Raw genomic sequence first — 21,905 nt, 5'->3', positions numbered from 1 at the left:
CTATGTTTGCCAACCTCAAGTTTGTCAGGCATTTATTATAAATAAAACGGAATCATGTCAGACTTTGCCAAAGAAATAATTCCTGTCAATCTTGAAGACGAGATGAAGCAGTCCTACCTCGACTACGCAATGAGTGTAATCGTAGGCCGAGCCTTGCCTGACGTCAGAGACGGACTTAAGCCAGTTCATCGCCGTGTGCTTTATGCCATGAGCGTACTGGGAAATGAGTGGAACAAACCTTATAAAAAATCGGCTCGTGTGGTCGGTGATGTTATTGGTAAATACCATCCTCATGGTGATACGGCTGTCTACGATACGATAGTTCGTATGGCGCAACCTTTTTCAATGCGTTACATGTTAGTCGACGGGCAAGGTAATTTCGGCTCGGTTGATGGTGACTCGCCAGCGGCCATGCGTTATACGGAAGTGCGCATGTCTAAAATTGCCCATGAATTACTGGCTGATCTGGATAAAGAAACGGTCAACTTTATTCCCAATTATGACGAATCCGAATCCGAACCTCAGGTTTTACCCACACGGGTCCCCACATTACTGATCAATGGCTCTGCCGGTATCGCAGTGGGCATGGCTACCAACATACCTCCACATAACCTGGGCGAGGTGGTCAGTGCCTGTTTGGCTTTAATCGACCAGCCTGATATTACGATTACCGAGTTAATGCAGTATATTCCGGGGCCTGATTTTCCTACTGCAGCGTTTATTAATGGCGCAGCCGGAATAAGAAGCGCTTATATGACAGGGCGTGGCAAAGTCTATTTGCGTGCGCGCTGCCATTTTGAAGATATCGGCGATGGCGGACGCCAGGCAATCATCACTTCAGAGCTGCCTTATCAGGTCAACAAAGCTAAATTGCTGGAAAAAATTGCTGAAATGGTCAAGGAGGGCAAGCTAGAAGGCATCTCTGCCCTAAGAGATGAGTCCGATAAAGACGGTATGCGCATGGTAGTGGAACTTAGGCGCGGTGAAGTTGCTGAAGTCGTTTTAAACAATCTGTACAAACAAACACAAATGCAAACGGTGTTTGGCATCAATATGGTTGCGTTGTTTGATGGCCGACCCCACTGCATGAGTCTCAGAGAAATTCTGGTTGCATTCATCGATCACCGCCGCGAAATTGTTACACGCAGAACGATTTTTAATCTTCGTAAAGCCAGGGAAAGAGCTCATACGCTGGAAGGGCTTGCCATCGCCCTGGCCAATATCGATGAAATGATCGATCTGATCAAAAATTCTAATAATCCTGCGGAAGCAAAAGCCGGCTTATTATCCAGAACCTGGCAAGCCGGTCTCGTAATTGCCTTATTAGATAGGGCGGATGCCGACCGTTCAAGGCCCGAAGATTTACCTGTTGAATTTGGTCTGTCCGAAGGCTATTACCGGCTGTCTGAAGCTCAAGCCCAGGCCATTCTTGATTTACGACTGCATCGACTAACAGGGCTGGAGCAGGAGAAAATAGTCAATGAATATAAAGAATTATTGAAGTTGATTGATGAGTATCTGGCCATTTTGAACAGCGATATCAGGCTGATGGAAGTTATCAGGGAAGAACTGGTCGCTATCAAGGATGAATATGCCGATGAGCGAAGAACAGAAATTCTGCAGGACCATCTTGACCTGAGCGATGAAGATCTTATTACCGAAGAAGATGTGGTCGTAACGATGTCTCATGAGGGTTACGTCAAGTCTCAGCCATTGACTGACTACAAAGCGCAGAGACGGGGTGGTCGAGGCAAATCGGCGACTGCGACGAAAGAAAAGGACTTTATTGACAAACTCATCGTGGCCAATACGCATGACACCATTTTGTGCTTCTCATCTCTCGGCAAGGTCTATTGGCTGAAAGTCTACAATCTTCCCGTGGCCAGTCGCGCCTCTCGAGGCAAGCCGTTTGTCAATTTATTACCTTTGGAAGCGGGCGAAACTATCAATGCCATTTTGCCGATCCGTGAATTCAGTGCCGATAAATTTATTTTTATGGCAACATCGGCAGGAACCGTCAAGAAGACGCCATTAAATGAATTCGAGCGTCAACGTGCCAACGGTAAAATCGCCATTGATTTACACGAAGGTGATCGCTTGGTCGGCGTGGCAGTAACCGACGGCAAGCAAAACGTATTGCTTTTCAGCAGCACCGGCAAAGCGGTCTGTTTCAATGAGACGGATGTACGCTCAATGGGCAGAACGGCGTCGGGTGTTAGAGGTATTCGTTTGCAAGAGGGACAAAAAGTCATCTCTTTGATTGTTGCAGCTGAAGGAACAGTGCTTAATATTTGTGAGAACGGCTACGGCAAACGGACTCGAATTGAAGAATTTACCTGTCATAAGCGCGGAGGTCAGGGGCTTATTGCTATCCAGACGTCTGAGCGCAATGGCGATGTAGTGGGTGCTGTTTTGGTTTCGGACCAGGATGAAATCATGCTGATTACGGACGCGGGGACACTGGTAAGAACCCGGGTTGATGAAATTTCAGTTGTCGGAAGAAATACACAAGGTGTTACGGTTATTCGTCTTGATAAAAATGAAAAAGTAGTGGGAGTGGATCGTATAGAAGGACTGGCCGAGGATGAAACCCAAGAAGACGAATTTAATACCGGAGAAGAAGAAAATGAAGAGAATTTATAACTTTAGCGCAGGCCCCTCAATTCTTCCTGAAGCTGTCTTAAAACAAGCTCAGGAAGACATGCTCGATTGGCAGGGAACCGGCATGTCCGTCATGGAAATGAGTCATCGCGGCAAGCATTTTTCTGCGATTGCAGCTGAATTGGAGACCGATTTAAGAGAATTGATGGGCATCCCTGATAATTATAAGGTATTGTTTATGCAGGGGGGGGCTACCGGGCAGTTTTCGTTCATACCCATGAATATATTGCGTGGCAACACCAAAGCCTGTTACATCAATACCGGAGCCTGGTCGACCAAGGCGATAAAAGATGCGGGCCGTTTTTGCGATGTCATCGTATCGGCCACCTCGGAACAAGGTGGTTTCAAAACCATTCCGGATCCTTCCAGCTGGACTATCGATACGGATGCGGCTTATCTGCATTACACCTCTAACGAAACCATTCATGGAGTGGAGTTTCCTTATATACCCGACAGTAAGGGATTACCCCTGGTTTCGGACATGTCATCCAATATTCTTTCGCGTCCGGTTGATGTCAGCCAATTTGGCTTGATCTATGCGGGAACTCAAAAAAATATGGGTCCCGCCGGCGTGACTGTCGTTATTGTAAGAGATGATTTAATCGGTACTGTCGACAAAAAATTGCCCGACGTATTTAACTATGCGGTGCAGGATAAAGACAAATCCATGTTGAATACCCCGGCAAGCTACAACTGGTATTTGGTTGGTTTGGTCTTGAAGTGGTTAAAGTCCTTAGGTGGAATAGCGGCTGTGGAATCGAAAAACATTGCCAAATCTGCAAGGCTTTATCAGGCAATTGATCAGTCAAGCTTATTTAGCAACCCCGTTGATCCGGCATTTCGTTCACGAATGAACGTGCCTTTTATTCTGAGCAATCCGGATCTTGACAAGACATTTCTGGCTGAAGCTGAAGCTAAAGGTTTGGCCGAATTGAAAGGCCACCGTTCCGTTGGCGGCATGCGAGCCAGTATTTACAATGCCATGCCCGATGAAGGTGTTGATGCGCTGATCGACTTTATGAAAACCTTTGAAAAGACATATGGCTGATTAAAACCATGAATGCCGTTACTCCCCTTTCAGAATTAAGAGCCCAAATTGATGCGCTTGATGAGCAAATATTAAGCTTGATCAATCAACGGGCCCAATGTGCAATTGAAGTTGCTAAAACCAAAATTGCCCAAGGGGAGGACGGCTGTTTTTATAGGCCTGACCGGGAAGCCCTGGTTTTGCGCCGAGTCAAAGAATTAAATGCGGGACCGTTAAGCGACACCACCATGGTTCGCTTTTTTCGCGAAATCATGTCCTCTTGTCTGGCGCTGGAAAAGCCCCTCGATGTCGCCTATCTGGGGCCTGAAGGCACGTTTACCCAGCAAGCCGCAATCAAGCATTTTGGCCATGCAGTCAATACTTTAGCCACATCTACCATCGGTGAAATTTTCAACCTGGTTGAGAATGAACACTGCCAATTTGGCGTGGTACCCGTTGAAAATTCAACAGAGGGAATTGTCAACCATACGCTAGACCGCTTCATTAATTCAGCTGTCCATATTTGCGGTGAAGTGGAGCTCAGAGTGCATCAAAATCTGATTGGTCTGAGTCAAGATGTCAATGGCATCATAGAAGTCTTGGCTCATCAACAATCATTGGCCCAATGCCGTCAGTGGTTGGATGACAATATTCCGGGCGCCAAGCTGACTGCGGTGAACAGTAATGGTGAGGCTGCTCAACTGGTTTCCAATGATAAGTCCAAAGCCGCCATAGCCAGTATGGCGGCAGCCGAGCGCTACAGTTTGAATATTATCAAACAAAACATTGAGGACGAGTCAAACAATACGACCCGGTTTATTATCATCGGTCACCAAACTTCGCAATCAACTGGCAATGATAAAACATCATTACTCATTTCTACCGGCAATCAGCCCGGGGCGCTCTACCGGGTTCTAGAGCCTTTTGCGGAATACGGCATAGGCATGCTGCATATCGAATCACGTCCTTCTCGCCAGGGCTTGTGGGACTACGTTTTCTTCATCGATATTGATGGGCATGCGGAAGATGATAAAGTGACCAAGGCCTTGGATACGTTAAAACACCGTGTCAGTATGATTAAGTTGCTAGGCTCTTACCCTAAAGCGGTAATTTAAAAATAGCCTTCTACCTTTTTTTATTAAAATCCCCGAAATTAACCCTATCCAAAATGAATTGCGATTCCATTTATCAATTAGCGTTACCCGGTGTTCAACAGCTGATTCCCTATAAAGCCGGTAAACCCATTGAAGAGCTTGAACGTGAATTGGGTCTGACCAATATCATTAAACTCGCCTCCAATGAAAACCCGCTAGGACCCAGTCCTCTTGCCCTCGCTGCAATTCAGGGAACACTGAAAGACTTGGCGCTTTATCCGGATGGTAACGGATTCAATCTAAAACAGGCCTTGTCATCAAAGTTTAATATCGACGCCAGACAAATCACATTGGGTAATGGCTCAAATGAATTGCTCGAATTGATTGCCCGAACCTTTGTCTCGCCTGAGCATGAAGTGGTATTTTCCCAACATGCCTTTGCAGTCTATCCCATCGTGACTCAAGCGGTAGGAGCCAAGGCTGTCATAGTCCCTGCAAAACAATACGGTTATGACCTGGATGCAATACGTCATGCGATCTCGGACAGAACCCGGGTCGTCTTTATTGCCAACCCCAACAATCCAACAGGCACTCTTTTAGCCGGCAATGAGTTGGAATCGTTTATCAGCGACTTGCCTAAAACAGTCATCTGTGTGCTGGATGAAGCTTACTTTGAATTCATAGCAACTGAAAATCAGGCGAATTCATTTGAGTGGCTTGATCGCTATCCTAACCTTATCGTTACCCGGACTTTTTCTAAGGCTTATGGATTGGCGGGTTTGCGTATAGGCTATGGATGCTCCAGTGCCGTGATAGCGGATTTATTAAATCGCGTGCGCCAGCCTTTCAACAATAACATGCTGGCACTCGCGGCCGCCGAAGCTGCCCTTAATGATCACGAACATCTACAGAAAACCGTGTTGAATAACCACCAGGGCATGGCGCAATTGCTTGATGGTTTCCGGAAACTGAAACTGGACTGGATCCCTTCAGCAGGTAATTTTGTGTCGGTTGATTTACAGCAATCGGGCGAAGCGGTATATCAGGCTTTATTACACAAAGGCGTGATTGTCAGGCCGGTAGCCAATTACGAAATGCCCAATCATCTGAGAATCAGCATTGGTACTCAGACTGAGAATCATATTTTTCTCGATGCTTTAGAGTCTATTTTGGCGCATGTTTAACCGGATTTGCATTATCGGTGTCGGGCTCATTGGGGGGTCTATAGCACGAGCTGCCAGAGAACAAGGCCTATGTTCGGATATCGTCGGATTTGGCCGTATTGATGACAAGGAAAACCTTGAACAGGCTTTGCAGCTCAAAGTAATTGATCGTTATTCTTTTGATATTCAATCAGCCGTTGAACAGGCTGATCTTGTTATTATTGCAACGCCGGTAGGCAGTATCAAATCGGTACTTTCAATGCTGAAACCCGTTTGGTCAGAATCTGCCGTATATACCGATGTAGGAAGCACAAAAGCTAATGTCGTTGCTGCTGCAGTTGAAATATTTGGTCATGTTCCGGTCAATTTTGTTCCGGCTCATCCAATCGCAGGTGCCGAGCAAAGTGGTGTAAAAGCTTCCCTGTCCGATTTGTTTAAAAATAAGCGTTTAATCATAACGCCGGCAGCAGATACTCATCCTGATTCGTTGGCTAAAGTTCAGGTATTCTGGGAGAAACTCGGGGCGGTGATATCCGTCATGGATGTTGAGCACCATGATGCTGTGCTTGCTGCAACCAGCCATCTTCCCCATCTGCTTGCTTTTGCTCTGGTTCACATGCTGGGGCGCAAGGATGAGCAAGTCGAAATTTTTAAATTTGCTGCAGGTGGGTTTAAAGATTTTACGCGTATCGCTTCCAGTGACCCAACTATGTGGCTGGACATCAGTCTCGCCAATAAAAACCAGTTGCTGCCTCTAATTGAGCAATTGAAACACGAGCTTAATACTATGGCGCTGGCGTTAGACACCAATAACAGTCAGCAACTTCTTGAAACCTTCACGTATGCCAGGCACGCCAGGCAACGCTTTCTTGATCAGTTAAATAATAATTAATATGTCTAAAACAGTTACTTTTATAGTTCAGCCCGGTGGAAGTCTTAATGGTAGTGCAAGAGTTCCAGGAGACAAGTCAATATCTCATCGATCTATCATGCTGGGTTCATTGGCTGAAGGCATAACTCACGTTAAAGGATTTCTCCAGGCCGAAGATGCTTTAGCTACCTTGCAGGCATTCCGGGATATGGGCGTCAGAATTGAAGGTCCGAAAGACGGTGAGCTGACTATCTATGGTGTAGGTAAACACGGCCTAACCGCACCGCAAAAGCCTTTGTATCTCGGTAATTCGGGGACTTCAATGCGCTTGCTGTCGGGTTTGCTGGCAGGGCAGGCATTTGATTCCGAATTAACCGGTGATAAATCGCTTTCAGGAAGACCCATGAAACGGGTTACGGAGCCTTTGGCTGAAATGGGCGCCGAGATTGAAACAACTGAAAAAGGGACTGCACCTCTCAAGATAAAAGGCCAGGCGGGCAAACTCAAAGGCATTGATTACCAAATGCCCATGGCAAGCGCCCAGGTCAAGTCATGCCTGCTATTGGCCGGTATGTATGCAAAGGGGATAACCTCGGTTACCGAGCCCGCGCCAACACGCGATCATACCGAGCGCATGCTAAGCGGTTTTTCATATCCGGTCGAAAAACAGGGTTCTAAAGTTTCAATCAGTGCAAAAGGATCATTGACAGCGAATGATATCGACGTGCCCAGTGATATATCATCCGCTGCTTTTTTCTTGGTGGGTGCCTCAATCGCGCCTGGTTCGGATATTGTCCTGCGTCATGTCGGCATCAATCCAACCCGAACAGGTGTTATTGACATACTCAGATTGATGGGAGCCAAGATTGAGGTTCTCAATGAGCGCATCGTTGGCGGCGAACCGGTAGCTGATCTGCATGTGGTTTCAAGCCCCTTAACCGGGATTGATATACCAGACGCATTGGTTCCTCTTGCAATTGATGAGTTCCCTGTATTATTTGTTGCCGCCGCTTGTGCACAAGGGCAAACACGTTTATCCGGTGCAGAGGAATTAAGAGTCAAGGAATCTGATCGCATTCAAGTCATGGCGGATGGTTTACAAGTTCTCGGCATCGATGCTGAACCGACAGCAGACGGCATGATTATCCAGGGTGGGCCCATAGGGGCGGGCAGGGTAATTTCTCATGGAGATCATAGAATCGCGATGGCATTTTCCATTGCAGGACTTAAAGCCAGTGGACCTATCGAGATTGAGGATTGTGAGAATGTAAACACCTCTTTTCCTGAGTTTGTCAGCATAGCGACCAAACTGGGCCTTAAGCTGATCAGCGAGCAAGCGTCATGACAGTTCCGGTGTTAACAATAGACGGTCCAAGTGGGGCGGGAAAAGGCACGGTTAGCCGTGCTGTGGCTAGAAAACTGAATTGGAATTATCTTGACAGCGGTTCTATATACCGGTCTTTGGCAATAGCCGCGTCAATTGCAGGAATCGATATCAACAATGAATCCTCGGCGGCAGCTGTTGCTGAAAAAATGGAACTGGCTTTTGATTGTGGTGATGAATTAAGCGTTTTTTTGAACGGTGAGAATATTACGCAGCTATTGTCCCTTGAATCGACAGCTAAATCAGCCTCAATCGTTGCTGCATGGCCTGAAGTTAGACGGGTTTTACTTCAAAAACAAAGGGATTTTAAGGTATTGCCCGGATTGGTTGCTGATGGGAGGGACATGGGAACTGTCGTTTTTCCGGAAGCAAAAATTAAGGTGTTTTTAACGGCAAGTGCCGATGAAAGAGCATTAAGGCGCTATAAACAGTTGAAAGAGAAAGGAATTGATGCTAACCTTGCGCAGATTACTTGTGAGATAGAAGAGCGGGATCGCAGGGATCGCGAGCGAGCATCAGCGCCGTTGATAATAGCAGAGGATGCTGTTTTGATCGACTCTTCAACTATGAGCATTGAATCAGTTATCGCTGAAGTGCTTGCACTAATCCCTTGAGTAATAAAAATGGTTGCCGCTAAATACAGGCGGTTTTTCTTAACTTTGATAAAAAATATAAGCTTGTAAAGATAAAACAAGCTTGGGAAAGAAGATAATGAGCGAAAGCTTTGCTGATTTATTTGAAGAAAGTTTAGCCAAGACCGAAATGCGTCCTGGTGCGATGTTAATGGGTACCGTTGTAGATATCGAAAATGAATTCGTTATTGTCAGCACTCAAGCCAAATCTGAGGGTATCATTCCAAAATGGCAGTTCTTGAATGCCGATGGTGATTTGGAAGTTGAAGTAGGCGATGTAATTGAAGTCGCCCTCGATTTGTTTGAAGACGGTTTAGGTTCTACTCTTCTTTCTCGTGACAAAGCTAAGAAAAACAAAGCCTGGGGTGAGTTGGAATCTGCATTTTCAGATGATAAGACCATTACGGGCCGTATCACTGGAAAAGTACGTGGCGGCTTTACAGTATCAGTCGGCGCATTGCGGGCGTTTCTCCCTGGTTCTTTGGTTGATGTTCGACCTATTCGCGATACTACATTCCTTGAAAATCGTGACTTGGAATTCAAAGTTATAAAGATTGATCAAAAACGCAATAACGTCGTCTTGTCTCGCCGTGCAGTCGTTGAGAAAGAGTACAGCGCAGAAAGAGAAGAATTGCTGAAAACGCTTAGCGAAGGCGCAATTGTTACCGGCGTTGTTAAAAATCTGACTGACTACGGTGCATTTATTGATTTGGGCGGCATTGATGGTTTGTTGCACATTACCGATATGGCTTGGCGTCGTGTTCGCCATCCGTCTGAATGCGTAGAAATTGGTCAAGAAATTCAAGTTAGAGTCCTGAAGTTTGATAAAGAGAAAAACCGGGTTTCTCTGGGCATGAAGCAAATGGGTGAAGATCCATGGCAAAACATCGCACGCAGATATCCTGCCGGTACCCGTGTATTCGGCAAAGTTAATAACCTGACTGATTACGGTTGCTTTATCGAAATCGAAGAGGGCGTAGAAGGTCTGGTTCACGTTTCAGAAATGGATTGGACCAACAAGAACGTCAATCCTTCCAAGGTTGTGCAGTTGGGCGATGAAGTCGAAGTCATGGTGCTTGAAATCGATGAAGAACGTCGTCGTATTTCACTCGGCATGAAGCAATGCAAAACCAATCCATGGGATGAATTTGCTGCAACCCATAATAAAGGCGATAAGATCACTGGAAAAATCAAGTCAATCACTGACTTCGGTATTTTCATTGGACTGGATGGCGGTATCGATGGCTTGGTTCATATGTCTGATATTTCGTGGACCGATGATACTGAAGCTGCGGCACGCGATTACAAAAAAGGTGATGATGTAGAGACTGTTATTTTGGCCGTCGATGCAGAACGCGAACGCATTTCTTTAGGCATCAAGCAATTAGAACAAGACCCTTTCCAAAACTTCCTTGCCTCTAACGAGAAAGGTAGCTTGGTGTTGGGTACTATCAAAGAAGTTGATGCTAAAGGCGCGGTAATCATGCTGGCCGACAATGTTGAAGGCTACTTGAGAGCATCTGAAATTCAACGCGACAGAGTTGAAGATGCGCGTACATTCCTGAAAGAAGGTGAAAAAATAGAAGCTAAATTTATCGGCATCGATAAGAAAAGCAAAACTATTTCACTGTCCATTAAAGCCAAAGATCAGGATGAAGAATCCGAGGCAATTAAAGATTACACCCAGCAAGCGGCAGGCACGCCGACATTGGGTGATATTTTTAAACAAATGGAAAAATAATCGCAATAAGGATACGGGTGTGCAGCTATTGCACACCCTTTGATTTTATTCATCTTCGCAGGACAGAATGTGACAAAATCGGAACTAATTGAAGCGCTTGCCAAACAACAACCTCATTTGGCTCTCAAAGATGTTGAATTGGCAGTCAAGTGTATAATTGAACAAATGAGTCTTTCACTGGCCTCAAACGAAAGAATTGAAATTCGGGGATTTGGCAGCTTTTCCTTGCATGAGCGTGACGCAAGAATGGGAAGAAACCCCAAAACGGGTGATTCTGTCGCCTTGCCAAAGAAATATGTTCCCCATTTTAAACCAGGGAAGGAACTTCGCGATCGTGTTGATGAATCGCGGGAAAAATGCAATATTGTCGATTAATCATTAAATCAGCGCGGTACAGTAATAAATTAAATGAAACTAATAGTCGCCATTGTTTTTATATTAATTTTTTCTGTTGCGTTGATTTTTTCAATACTTAATTTTCAATGGATAGAGATCAATTTATTTTTCTTTAGCATCTCTCTTCCTCTAGTTGTAGCTCTCACCATAGAGTTGTTTGCCGGCATCCTTATTGGATACTTGGTCGCTGCAAATGAAATCTTCAAATTAAAATCTCAAAACTCCAAACTGAATAAGTTTTCCGACAAGTAAACTTATCAGGCTCCACTTTCATCTCATCCCGCATTAAAAGTAAAGTCAGACAGGTTAAATTTGACAGCATTTGCATGTATGTTATATTGCTATCAAATGAGAATTATTATTAATACTAATTTTTTGTAACATGTGAGCACTTAACCGGAGTAGATCAATATGACTTTAAGTTTGAAGAACCTAACAACAGGTGATTCAGGCCGTGTCGTTGGATTTGATAAAACTTCAAAAGCCTATCGGAAAAAATTGCTGGCTATGGGGCTTACACCCGGAACAGAATTCAGTGTGACGCGGTTTGCTCCAATGGGTGATCCTATTGAAATTAAATTAAGGGGCTTCTCTCTTACCTTGCGTAAAGACGAAGCTTCGGTTTTATTGATCGAGAAACTCTAATGAAAGCTGATTTTGTAGTTGGCGTAGTCGGAAATCCAAATTGCGGTAAAACGACACTATTCAATGCTTTAACCGGTGCCAGACAGCATGTAGGTAATTGGCCCGGCGTTACAGTTGAGAAAAAAACCGGGGAGTTCTTTTTTGACAACAAACAAATTGAATTAGTCGATTTGCCTGGAACCTATTCTTTAGAAGCTGCTGACGATCAGGTCGCTCTGGATGAAAAAGTGGCCAGAGATTTTGTAGCCTCTCATGAAGCTGATTTAATCATCAATATTGTTGATGCTTCTAACATTGAAAGAAATCTTTATTTAACCTCTCAATTGATTGAGATGAAAGTACCGATGATTTTGGTGCTGAATATGATGGACGCACTTAAAGAACGTGGTCTAACGATTGATATCGATACACTGTCTGAGCAAATCGGCTGCCCTGTGGTGCCTATCAGTGCGGCGCAGGGTCAGGGGCTTTTGCAGTTAAAACAAGAAATTATCCGTTCAGCTTCAGCCAAACCCATACCTTTCGTCCTGATTGAGTACGCGCCCGCTCTCGAACAAGCCATCAGTAAAATTTCCATTCCATTAAGTGATGCCGCTTATCAGGCAGGGTGTGATTTGAGATGGCTGGCAATTAGGCTTTTGGAAGATGACACTTTAGCTAGGGCAATTGCCGGAACCAATCTGACACAACACGTTATCGAACTGCAAAGACAGGTTGAAAGCGAAACCGATGATGAAATTGATATTTTAGCGGCAGATGCCCGCTATGGTTTTGTCAATACAATCACGCAATTGTGTGTTACAAGAAAAAACCAAATCAATCGGCATACAACCGATGTAATCGACAGGGTAGTGCTTAATCGCTTTCTGGGCATACCTATCTTTCTGTTGGTTATGTACGCAATGTTTATGTTCACCATTAACATAGGCAGCGCATTTGTTGATTTTTTTGATCAATTATCCGGCGCTTTTCTGGTTGATGGGCTGACGGCCGTGTTAAACAGCATGAACTGGCCTGAATGGCTCATCGTTTTACTTGCGAATGGCGTAGGGGGCGGAGTCCAGGTTGTAACGACTTTTATCCCGATTGTCGGATTTTTATTTCTTTTTTTATCGGCACTGGAAGATTCCGGCTATATGTCTAGAGCAGCCTTTGTTGTCGACCGGTTTATGCGGTTTATAGGCTTGCCAGGAAAGTCGTTCGTGCCGATGATTGTGGGATTTGGTTGTAATGTCCCGGCCATCATGGCTACACGGACTTTGGATAGTCAGCGCGACCGCATATTGACTAATTTAATGAATCCTTTTATGTCATGCGGCGCAAGACTCCCGGTTTATGCGCTTTTTGCCGCGGCATTTTTTCCAGTCGGGGGACAAAACCTGGTTTTTGGCCTGTATCTGTTCGGCATTACAGTCGCTGTGCTGACCGGTTTAATTATGCGTCACACACTCTTTAAAGGTTCTTCAACGCCTTTTATCATGGAACTTCCCGCCTACCACATGCCCACTTTACGTGGTGTTCTTTTAAGAACTTGGGATAGATTAAAAGCATTTATCATTAATGCAGGAAAAGTCATTGTCCCCATGGTGCTGGTACTTAACTTTCTCAATGCGTTGGGGGTTGACGGCAGTTTTGGCAAAGAGAACACGGACAAATCGGTATTAAGCGAGATTGGTAAGGCCCTCACACCGGCTTTTCATCCTATGGGCGTAAGCAATGAAAACTGGCCCGCCACTGTCGGAATTTTTACCGGAATTCTGGCCAAAGAAGCGGTTGTCGGAACACTGGATGCTTTATACAGCCAAATGGGCGCTGAAAACTCAGACACAGAAAGCGAGGTTGGTTTTGATCTTGGAGATGCGCTGACTGAAGCTTTATTAACAATTCCTAATAATTTAAAAGATGTAGCTGATAACGTATTAGACCCTTTAGGCTTGAATATCGGCGATGTCAGCGATATAGAGAACGCATCTGCAGAACAGGAAGTCGATACCAGGACATTTACAGCGATGAGAGCGAGTTTCGACGGAAAGGCGGGCGCTTTTGCCTATTTATTGTTCATATTGCTTTATGCTCCCTGCGTTGCTGCAACGGCGGCCATATACCGGGAGACCGATCTGGGCTGGACGTTATTTGTGGTCTTCTGGACTACCGGGCTTGCCTATATGAGCGCCACTGTTTTTTATCAAATCGCAATTTTCAGCCGCAATCCGTCTTATTCACTCAGTTGGATTCTTGGTTTAATCACATTGTTTTGCACTGTTCTGTTTGGGCTATGGCTTTATGGCAGAAAAAGCGATCAAACCACTGCTCTGGAGGTTAACCGTGATACTGTCAGATCTTAGAGACTACATTAAAGTCCAGCGCAAGGTAGCGCTTATCGATTTGATCAATCATTTCCATATGGATGCTGATGCGATCCGGGGAATGCTGGGTAAATGGATCAGTAAAGGTACAATTAAAAAAATACCTTTAGAAACTTCGTGCGGTACCAGTTGCTGCAAGTGCGACCCTGCGTTGACAGAAATTTACGAGTGGGTAGAAAAAACCTGATAGGCTTAATTTTATCAATTATCCACCAAAGCCTCGAAATATCAGTTGTGGAACTTGGACATGGTTTTGCCTGAGAAAACAATATAATTCAACAAAGCTGATTTTTAATAACAGCTCTCCAATGCCGCCCTACTTACGCTTGCTAACTTTGCAATTTACCAAACTCGACTAAGCTTGAGCTATGTTTATTTGGTATCTGCTCACCCCCTCCAATCTTAGTGGGTGTAGGTGGTTGATTGAAAAGGCTTCTGCAACAGGGATGTTGCAGAGAGCTACAGGGACGCATGGATGCGTCCTTTGAAATCAAGCACCTACACCCTTAATTCAAAGCGGGCGAGTAGTTACTTTATTTGTACCTATTTAGCGGTGCAACAAAACAATGGAAATGCACCCTGCAGGTTGCGGTTGGCGATAGCCAACCCAACATTTCAAGGCCATGGCGTTAATTGTTGGGTGGCAAAAAGTATGCAACCCAACTTACGCTAAAAAATTACGTTTTTTATAAAGGTACTCAAATGTCCGAACATGACTCAAGCAGTGTTCTGATAGGTTATTTATCCGAAGTGCGGGGCGATGGCATGGAAGCCAGACTGGCCGAACATCACTCAACTGATATTCCTCTGATCACCATTGACGGTGAAAGTATATTGGCAGGAAATATAGGCTCTTATGTTGTCATTCGGCAGTTGGATATCAACGTTCTTGCTCTTGTTTATAAAATGTGGGAGGAGGATCGCTTTGACAGCAGCGGCGGAGTCCGGCATACAGACCGGTATATTTCACTGATTCCCGTCGGGGAGATCCAGAACGACAGTACATTTATTCGCGGGGTAAGGCATTATCCTACACCCGGCGCTAAGGTCTATGCCGTTGGCCTTAAAGAGATCAATGCCATCTTTTCCAAGTTCAGGTCTTATGAATTCTATATCGGCCAATTAGCTAATCACAAGGACTACCATTTAAGCCTGGATCCCAGGGCTTTATTCGGTCGCCATTTTGCTATTATTGGCCAGTCCGGTTCCGGTAAATCATGGACCGTAACCAGTTTGATTCAACATACCGTCAGAGCCATGCCTAAGGCTCATCTGATCATGCTGGATCTTCACGGCGAATATTGCTGGAAAGATGAAGCCGGGCAAGTTCAGTCCGCATTTCCCAAAGAAATGGTTAATTACGTCGATGCGATGGAAATGGAAATGCCTTACTGGATGATGACCTATGCCGAGCTTATCGATTTATTTATTGACCGTGAAGACAAAGGCGCATCCCTGCAAATGGCTTTCATGCGTGAAATTCTGCAGCAGCTCAAGCGAAAGGAAGCAAAAGAAATTGGGCTTAACGCAGCTTCAATTGATACCCCCATCTATTTTTCCCTGGCCGAGCTGTATATGCAGTTTAAAAACGCCAATGAAGAACGAAAAGATTTTGGTAAAACCAAAGGTGCCTTGTTCGGCCAGTTTGATGAGTTTCTGGTGCGTATGCAAAGCCGTTTTAACGATGTTCGCTATGATTTTCTGCTTAAGCCAAAAAAATGCAACCATTCCGGCGCCATGCCTGATCTGCTAAGACAGTTCATTGGTTTAGGAAAAAATAAAGCGAATATTACCGTTGTTGATTTAAGTTCAGTTCCTACCGATGTCAGGCCCGCGGTATCTGCTCAGGTGGGCCGATTAGCTTATGAGTTTAACTATTGGAACCCTAAGCGTCGCGAGTTTCCTATCACGCTGATTTGCGAGGAAGCGCATGCCTATATTCCCCGAGAAAAAGGCGGTCAGTTTGATGGCACCAAAAAAATGATGGAAAGGATTGCCAAAGAAGGCCGTAAATACGGTGTCTCGATCGGTGTCATCAGCCAGCGGCCTACCGAACTGTCGGAGACCATGCTCTCTCAATGCAGTACTTTTATTTGTTTAAGAACGACAAACCCTGATGACCAAGCGTATATTCGCGGCCTGGTTCCTGAAGCTGAAGGTGATTTGACCGACATTCTGACTTCTTTAGGAAGAGGCGAGGCGCTGGTTTTAGGTGAAGCAGCGCCTATTCCCACACGCGTCCAGATCTATCGGCCCAACCCCGAACCTAAAAGTAATGATGTTGACTACTACACCGGATGGAGAGAAGGTCCTGATGATTTGGATGTTGATCAAATTGTTAACTTTTGGCGGACACAAACCCGAAAGTGAAGTGTTCCGTATAAAAAGCGAGCAGGATTGAGAAACCAATCATTTAGATTCCATGGTTTTGATGAAGGCGTTGGCTTCATTAATTGATTTCTCCATAGACAGGATCAGAGAAGAAACATCCGATTTAATGTTACCTAATTCGCCTTTTAATGAGCTTATGGCCTGAGCATTCAGGTTATGTTTTAAAAACATCACCTGATCTTTAAACACAATCAATACCGGTTGAATTTTTGATTCTGCATTTTTCATGGCTGAAATCAATTGTTGGTAATGCGCTTTTGTTGCGGTCAATTTTTTCTGGCTACTCGCTTTAAGCGATGGACTGCTGTATTGAGTGATTTCTTGTTCCCATTCTGTAAACAAAGCACCTGATACGTCTTCAATATCACTGATCCGTTTATTGACTTCTTTGGCTTTGTCGACACTGGCTTCGTATTCGGCATTCAGTTTTTCATAGGTGTCTTGCAGGTCACCGCCTTTAAATTGAGTTATTGCGGTAAATTGAGCTAAAGCTGATTTGAATTGTTCTTTTGTTTCCTGTTGGGTATCGCGCGCTTTTTCTACCCTGTGAACCATCACCTCACGTTTAGGGATGCCTATTTGTTCAAGTCCGCTGTAATAAAGAGAGGAACATCCTGCAAGGACAAAAAAAGCCAGGGTAGTCAGAATGTTTAATCGCATGATGGGTCTCTCCTCTGTAAATAACGCATTACATTGATTCTATACGGTAATTGATAATAAGTTATAATTGCCAGCTTTTTGTAGTCTTTTTTATTGAAACATGTCAGAAACACTTTCAGAACTTGAGCGGCGACGGGCGTTTGCAATTATATCTCACCCCGATGCGGGTAAAACTACGATTACGGAAAAACTGTTGTTGTTCGGGGGTGCTATTCAGCTAGCCGGATCGGTCAAAGGCCGAAAAGCAGCGCGTCATGCGACCTCCGATTGGATGGAGATGGAAAAGGAACGGGGCATTTCCGTGACTACATCGGTCATGCAGTTCGAGCATAAAAACTGTATTCTGAATCTTCTGGATACCCCCGGGCATGAGGACTTTTCTGAAGACACCTACCGGACACTCACTGCTGTAGATTCTGCTTTGATGGTGATCGACGTCGCCAAAGGCGTTGAAGACCGGACCATCAAACTGATGGAAGTTTGCCGTCTTAGAACCACCCCCATTTTGACATTTATCAATAAACTCGATAGAGAAGGGCGGGAACCCATAGAGCTGATGGATGAGGTGGAAAGCGTCCTCAATATTAAATGCGCGCCTATGACCTGGCCTATCGGCATGGGTAAACGATTTAAAGGCGTCTATCATCTTTATAAAGACGAAATTCATTTATTCAGCGCTCAGCATGGCGGAAAAATTGCCCAGGCAGAGGTAATTAAAGGTCTGGATGACCCCAGATTGGACGTTTTACTGGATGATCAAGCCCAAGAGCTTCGTGATGAGATCGAATTGGTCAAAGGCGCCAGCCATGAATTTGATCTGGAACAATACCTGGACGGAAGACTCACGCCGGTATTTTTTGGTTCGGCGATTAACAATTTCGGCATCCTGGAGTTATTGGACGCTTTTGCCGAATTTGCCCCGGCCCCGAGGCCGCGTCAGGCTGAACAGCGCATCGTAAAACCTGAAGAAAACAAATTCAGTGGTTTTGTTTTTAAAGTGCAGGCTAACATGGATCCTGCTCACCGTGACCGTGTTGCCTTTCTGCGCATTTGTTCGGGCAAATTTGATAAAGGTATGAAAATTTATCATGTTCGAACCGGCAAACAAGTGCAGGTTGCCAATGCGATCACTTTCCAGGCCGATACCAGAAAAAACGTCGAAGAAGCTTATCCCGGCGATATTATCGGGTTGCATAATCACGGCACCATTCAAGTAGGCGATACGTTCTCGCAAGGTGAAACACTCAAATTCGGGGGAATTCCTTATTTTGCTCCCGAGTTATTCAGACGCGTAGTTCTAAAAGACCCCCTAAGAGCCAAAGCCTTACAAAAAGGCTTGATACAACTCACCGAAGAAGGCGCTACCCAGTTATTCAAACCACTCAAGAATAATGATTTGATTTTGGGCGCGGTCGGAATTTTACAGTTTGATGTAACGGCCTATCGGCTTAAAGCGGAGTACAATGTCGAGTGTGTTTATGATGCCTCGCCCATCAACACCGTGCGCTGGATCAGTTCAGATAAACCGGCAAAATTGGAAGACTTTAAGAAAAAAGCTTTCGAAAATTTAGCCGAAGATGGCGGAGGCTACCTGGTCTATCTGGCCAGCAGTCGCGTTAATTTGCAACTGACAGAAGAGCGATGGCCTGATATTAAATTCAGCGCTACGCGTGAACTCTGATATCACTTCTGGAGAACCTTGCGTGGATTCCATTCTCCTGTTTGACCCTGACTGTAAAAGCTGTAAACGGTTGGATCAATTCCTGATTGATGTCAAATGCAAGTTTCCGGCTTATCACGCAAAACCTGTGGCGCCTTTCGGAGATAGCAATCCCGGATTATTGATTGTCGGTTTGGCACCCGGCATGCATGGGGCCAATGCTACCGGACGGCCATTTACCGGAGATTATGCGGGCATTTTGCTCTATGAAGCATTGTATGAATTTGGTTACAGCAATCAGCCTGTATCGACTCATCTTGATGATGGATTAGTACTCAAAAATTGCAGAATCACCAATGCCGTCAAATGTTTACCCCCGAAAAACAAGCCGGCCGGCGAGGAAATTAACCGCTGCAATCAATTCCTTGCTGCTGAATTAAAGCAGTTATCAGGTCAATCGATTATTCTGGCATTGGGACAGATCGCTCATCAGGCTGTGCTTAAAGCTTACGGATTAAAAGCAAGTGCGGCCCGGTTTGGCCATAATCAAGTGCATAGGTTGCCAGAAGGGCGCCTATTGATTGATTCTTATCATTGCAGCCGTTATAACGTCCAGACCAAACGGTTAACAAAAACCATGTTTTCCGATGTTTTTCAAACTATTGCAGAACTATCAAAGTAACGGTGACAGGCGACTCATCTTTTAATGAATTTGACGTTAAGGGTTTCCTGAAAACCTTAACGCCTCGCCCGGGCGTTTACAAAATGCTCAATCAACAAGGCGAAGTGCTTTACATTGGCAAGGCTAAAAACCTGAAGAACCGCGTTTCCAGCTATTTCAGAAGCCAAACCGCATCTCCCAAACAACAGGCTATGGTGAGCCATGTTGCGGATATTGAAGTCACCGTAACCCACAGTGAAGGCGAAGCGCTGTTGCTGGAAAGCCAGCTCATCAAGCGCTATATGCCCAAGTACAACATTTGTCTTAGAGACGACAAATCGTATCCCTACATCTATATTTCCAGTCTTCATGATTTTCCACGCGTTACTTTTCATCGAGGCGCAAAAAAGCTGCGGGGACTCTACTTCGGACCTTATCCCAGCGCCGGAGCCGTTAAGGAAACCTTAAAATTAATCCAGAAAATCTTTCCGGTACGCCAGTGTGAAGACTCTTATTATCAAAATCGTTCGCGGCCTTGTCTGCAACATCAAATTCAGCGCTGCACAGCGCCTTGCGTCGGATTAATCAATCGAGAAGACTATGGACTGGATGTAGAAGGTACCGTTTTGTTTCTAGAGGGTAAAAGTGAAACTTTAATCAACCGCTTGATCGAAAAAATGGAAAAAGCATCCATGTCTTTGGATTTTGAGCAGGCTGCGGCGTATCGGGATCAAATTTCCCGGATTCGGGGCATTCTTGAAAAGCATTTTGTCCATGGCGAACGAGGCGATGTCGATATTGTTGCTAGCGCTACTCGAGCCGGCATGGCTGCTGTTCAGGTTTTTTTTATACGCAACGGCCAACATCTGGGTAACAAGTTATTTTATCCCAAGCTATTCGATGACACCGCGTCTGAAAATATTCTGCAGGCTTTTATAGCGCAGTACTACCTGGATAAACCGATTCCTTCTGAATTAATTTTAAGTCATGACATTGACGAAATTGAGCTGTTGCAGGAAGTGTTGACACAACATGCAAAACGTCCGGTCAGCCTCTGTACCAGTGTTCGCGGAGAACGGTTAAAATGGCTGCAAATGGCGATGACCAACGCCGAAAGTGCTCTCAATGCCAAGTTATCAAATCGTCAAGGTTTGTATGGACGATATGTCAGCCTGCAAGAAGAACTGGGCTGTAACGAAATACCCAAGCGTCTGGAATGTTTTGACATCAGTCATACGCAGGGCGACCAGACAGTCGCGGCTTGTGTTGTCTTTGATCAGGAAGGGCCTGTTAAATCCGCTTATCGCCGCTTCAATATTCAGGGTATCACAGGCGGTGATGATTACGCGGCCATTCATCAAGCCGTATCGCGCCGCTTTGCACGAATTAAAAAAGGCGAATACGAAGCGCCGGATATTTTATTCATTGATGGGGGCAGGGGGCAGGTCAATGAGGCAAAAAAGGCTTTGGCTGAATTAGCGATAAACAATGTTATGATAGTCGGCGTTTCCAAGGGACCCGATCGAAAAGCGGGAATGGAAAAATTAATTCTGACCGACCAGGAACAACCCATAGACTTTTCTCCCGGTTCGTCAGCTTTATTACTGATACAGCATATCAGGGACGAGGCGCATCGTTTTGCAATTACAGGACACAGGCAACGACGTGGGAAAGCCAAAAGAGAATCGTTGTTAGAGGAGATTTCAGGACTAGGGCCCAAAAGGCGTCAACTCTTACTGAAACAATTTGGCGGATTGCAGGGTATAACAAGGGCCAGTGTCGATGCATTAAGCAGTATTGACGGCATCAGCAAACACTTGGCGCAAAAAATTTACGATCAATTACATCAACAAGATGGCAATTAAATTAAACTTACCAACTCATTTAACCTTGCTAAGAATCTTTTTGATTCCTTTATTGGCTGTGTTTTTTTATTTACCCTGGGAGCACGCTAATCTGGCTAGCACGCTTATTTTTGTGGTTGCCGGCTTTACCGATTGGCTGGATGGTTATTTAGCCAGAAAAATGGGACTGGAAACACGATTTGGTGCTTTTTTAGACCCGGTTGCTGATAAATTGATGGTTGCCTTTGTTTTGGTCCTGATTGTTCAGCAAGATGGTTCGCCTTATCTGGCTATTCCCGCGGCCATCATTATCGGCCGTGAAATTACCATCGCTTCGTTAAGAGAATGGATGGCCGAATTAGGTCAAAGAGCTAAAGTTAAAGTCTCTGAATTGGGCAAATGGAAAACCAGTGCACAGATGCTCGCCATATCATTTCTTCTCTACAGCCATGATATAGCGGGCTTTCCGGTTAAAACATCCGGTTATTTTTTACTGTATTTAGCGGCTTTTCTGACATTATGGTCGATGATCAATTACTTGAAAGCCGCCTGGAATGTCATTCAAAATGATACGCTTTAAGCCGATTACAAAAACAGATAGGTTTACTGATCTGGCGACATACTTAGGATGTAAATACCCATTCGACAGTGAATTGGATTTCAACACTAAGTATTGTTTTTTCTAACAATTTATTTATAAGTAGCACAT

At 44.9% G+C, this 21,905-nt stretch carries 19 protein-coding genes; 18 read left to right on the top strand and 1 reads right to left on the bottom strand.

Features of this window, described 5'->3' with window-relative positions; translation table 11 throughout:
* The first annotated feature begins 54 nt into the window (after nt 1-54).
* The 14 genes from gyrA (at nt 55) to GO003_RS16100 (ending at nt 16,350) form a co-directional block, all read left to right on the top strand.
* Nucleotides 55-2,643: a DNA gyrase subunit A gene (gyrA, locus tag GO003_RS16160; RefSeq protein WP_159657906.1), complete on the top strand. Its 2,589-nt coding sequence runs from the start codon at nt 55-57 to the stop codon at nt 2,641-2,643.
* Entirely contained in the window at nt 2,627-3,709 is a 1,083-nt protein-coding gene (serC, locus tag GO003_RS16155; RefSeq protein ID WP_159657907.1) for a 3-phosphoserine/phosphohydroxythreonine transaminase, read from the top strand. Before gyrA ends, serC begins: the two co-directional genes overlap by 17 nt.
* A gap of 8 nt (nt 3,710-3,717) precedes the next feature.
* Nucleotides 3,718-4,803 carry a prephenate dehydratase gene (gene pheA, locus GO003_RS16150; protein WP_159657908.1) on the top strand — a complete coding sequence of 362 codons (1,086 nt, stop codon included), beginning with the start codon at nt 3,718-3,720 and terminating at the stop codon, nt 4,801-4,803.
* A gap of 53 nt (nt 4,804-4,856) precedes the next feature.
* Complete coding sequence (gene hisC / locus GO003_RS16145; protein WP_159657909.1) at nt 4,857-5,966, top strand: histidinol-phosphate transaminase; 1,110 nt, start codon at nt 4,857-4,859, stop codon at nt 5,964-5,966.
* Nucleotides 5,959-6,837, top strand: coding sequence for a prephenate dehydrogenase (locus GO003_RS16140; protein WP_159657910.1), 879 nt, complete (start codon nt 5,959-5,961; stop codon nt 6,835-6,837). Before hisC ends, GO003_RS16140 begins: the two co-directional genes overlap by 8 nt.
* Before the next feature lies 1 nt (nt 6,838).
* On the top strand, nt 6,839-8,161 hold the full coding sequence (gene aroA, locus GO003_RS16135; protein WP_159657911.1) for a 3-phosphoshikimate 1-carboxyvinyltransferase: 1,323 nt from the start codon (nt 6,839-6,841) through the stop codon (nt 8,159-8,161).
* The gene (cmk, locus tag GO003_RS16130) at nt 8,158-8,814 is read left to right on the top strand and encodes a (d)CMP kinase (RefSeq protein WP_159657912.1); all 657 of its coding nucleotides are present in this window, start codon (nt 8,158-8,160) and stop codon (nt 8,812-8,814) included. The genes aroA and cmk overlap by 4 nt, the downstream gene beginning before the upstream one ends.
* A gap of 97 nt (nt 8,815-8,911) precedes the next feature.
* Nucleotides 8,912-10,573, top strand: coding sequence for a 30S ribosomal protein S1 (rpsA, locus tag GO003_RS16125; protein WP_159657913.1), 1,662 nt, complete (start codon nt 8,912-8,914; stop codon nt 10,571-10,573).
* A gap of 69 nt (nt 10,574-10,642) precedes the next feature.
* Entirely contained in the window at nt 10,643-10,948 is a 306-nt protein-coding gene (locus GO003_RS16120) for an integration host factor subunit beta (protein WP_159657914.1), read from the top strand.
* 33 nt (nt 10,949-10,981) lie between these two features.
* Nucleotides 10,982-11,221, top strand: a complete 240-nt coding sequence (locus GO003_RS26615) for a lipopolysaccharide assembly protein LapA domain-containing protein (protein WP_159657915.1) — start codon at nt 10,982-10,984, stop codon at nt 11,219-11,221.
* A gap of 159 nt (nt 11,222-11,380) precedes the next feature.
* A complete protein-coding gene (locus GO003_RS16115; protein WP_159657916.1) occupies nt 11,381-11,614 on the top strand; it encodes a FeoA family protein in 234 nt (77 codons plus the stop codon).
* A complete protein-coding gene (gene feoB, locus GO003_RS16110) occupies nt 11,614-13,959 on the top strand; it encodes a Fe(2+) transporter permease subunit FeoB (RefSeq protein WP_159657917.1) in 2,346 nt (781 codons plus the stop codon). The genes GO003_RS16115 and feoB overlap by 1 nt, the downstream gene beginning before the upstream one ends.
* Nucleotides 13,940-14,167 carry a FeoC-like transcriptional regulator gene (locus tag GO003_RS16105; protein ID WP_159657918.1) on the top strand — a complete coding sequence of 76 codons (228 nt, stop codon included), beginning with the start codon at nt 13,940-13,942 and terminating at the stop codon, nt 14,165-14,167. Before feoB ends, GO003_RS16105 begins: the two co-directional genes overlap by 20 nt.
* Before the next feature lie 515 nt (nt 14,168-14,682).
* Nucleotides 14,683-16,350: an ATP-binding protein gene (locus GO003_RS16100; RefSeq protein ID WP_159657919.1), complete on the top strand. Its 1,668-nt coding sequence runs from the start codon at nt 14,683-14,685 to the stop codon at nt 16,348-16,350.
* A 39-nt stretch (nt 16,351-16,389) separates the two neighbouring features.
* Here the strand turns inward: GO003_RS16100 and GO003_RS16095 are convergent, their stop codons facing one another.
* A complete protein-coding gene (locus tag GO003_RS16095) occupies nt 16,390-17,031 on the bottom strand; it encodes a DUF2959 domain-containing protein (protein WP_159657920.1) in 642 nt (213 codons plus the stop codon).
* 100 nt (nt 17,032-17,131) lie between these two features.
* Between GO003_RS16095 and GO003_RS16090 the strand changes: the two genes are divergently transcribed.
* The 4 genes from GO003_RS16090 to pgsA are packed head-to-tail and all read left to right on the top strand — an operon-like array spanning nt 17,132 to nt 21,776.
* Nucleotides 17,132-18,712 (top strand): peptide chain release factor 3, encoded by a 1,581-nt coding sequence (locus GO003_RS16090; RefSeq protein ID WP_159657921.1) that lies wholly within the window; start codon nt 17,132-17,134, stop codon nt 18,710-18,712.
* Nucleotides 18,713-18,734: 22 nt separating this feature from the next.
* Nucleotides 18,735-19,373 carry a uracil-DNA glycosylase gene (locus tag GO003_RS16085; RefSeq protein ID WP_159657922.1) on the top strand — a complete coding sequence of 213 codons (639 nt, stop codon included), beginning with the start codon at nt 18,735-18,737 and terminating at the stop codon, nt 19,371-19,373.
* Nucleotides 19,374-19,375: 2 nt separating this feature from the next.
* A complete protein-coding gene (gene uvrC / locus GO003_RS16080; RefSeq protein ID WP_159657923.1) occupies nt 19,376-21,217 on the top strand; it encodes an excinuclease ABC subunit UvrC in 1,842 nt (613 codons plus the stop codon).
* On the top strand, nt 21,207-21,776 hold the full coding sequence (pgsA, locus tag GO003_RS16075; RefSeq protein ID WP_206444716.1) for a CDP-diacylglycerol--glycerol-3-phosphate 3-phosphatidyltransferase: 570 nt from the start codon (nt 21,207-21,209) through the stop codon (nt 21,774-21,776). The genes uvrC and pgsA overlap by 11 nt, the downstream gene beginning before the upstream one ends.
* The last annotated feature ends 129 nt before the right edge of the window (nt 21,777-21,905 follow it).

It is taken from the genome of Methylicorpusculum oleiharenae, assembly GCF_009828925.2.
Lineage (GTDB): Bacteria > Pseudomonadota > Gammaproteobacteria > Methylococcales > Methylomonadaceae > Methylicorpusculum > Methylicorpusculum oleiharenae.
The sequence above is the reverse complement of the archived record's forward strand: the minus strand, read 5'-3'. Positions and strand labels throughout refer to the sequence as shown.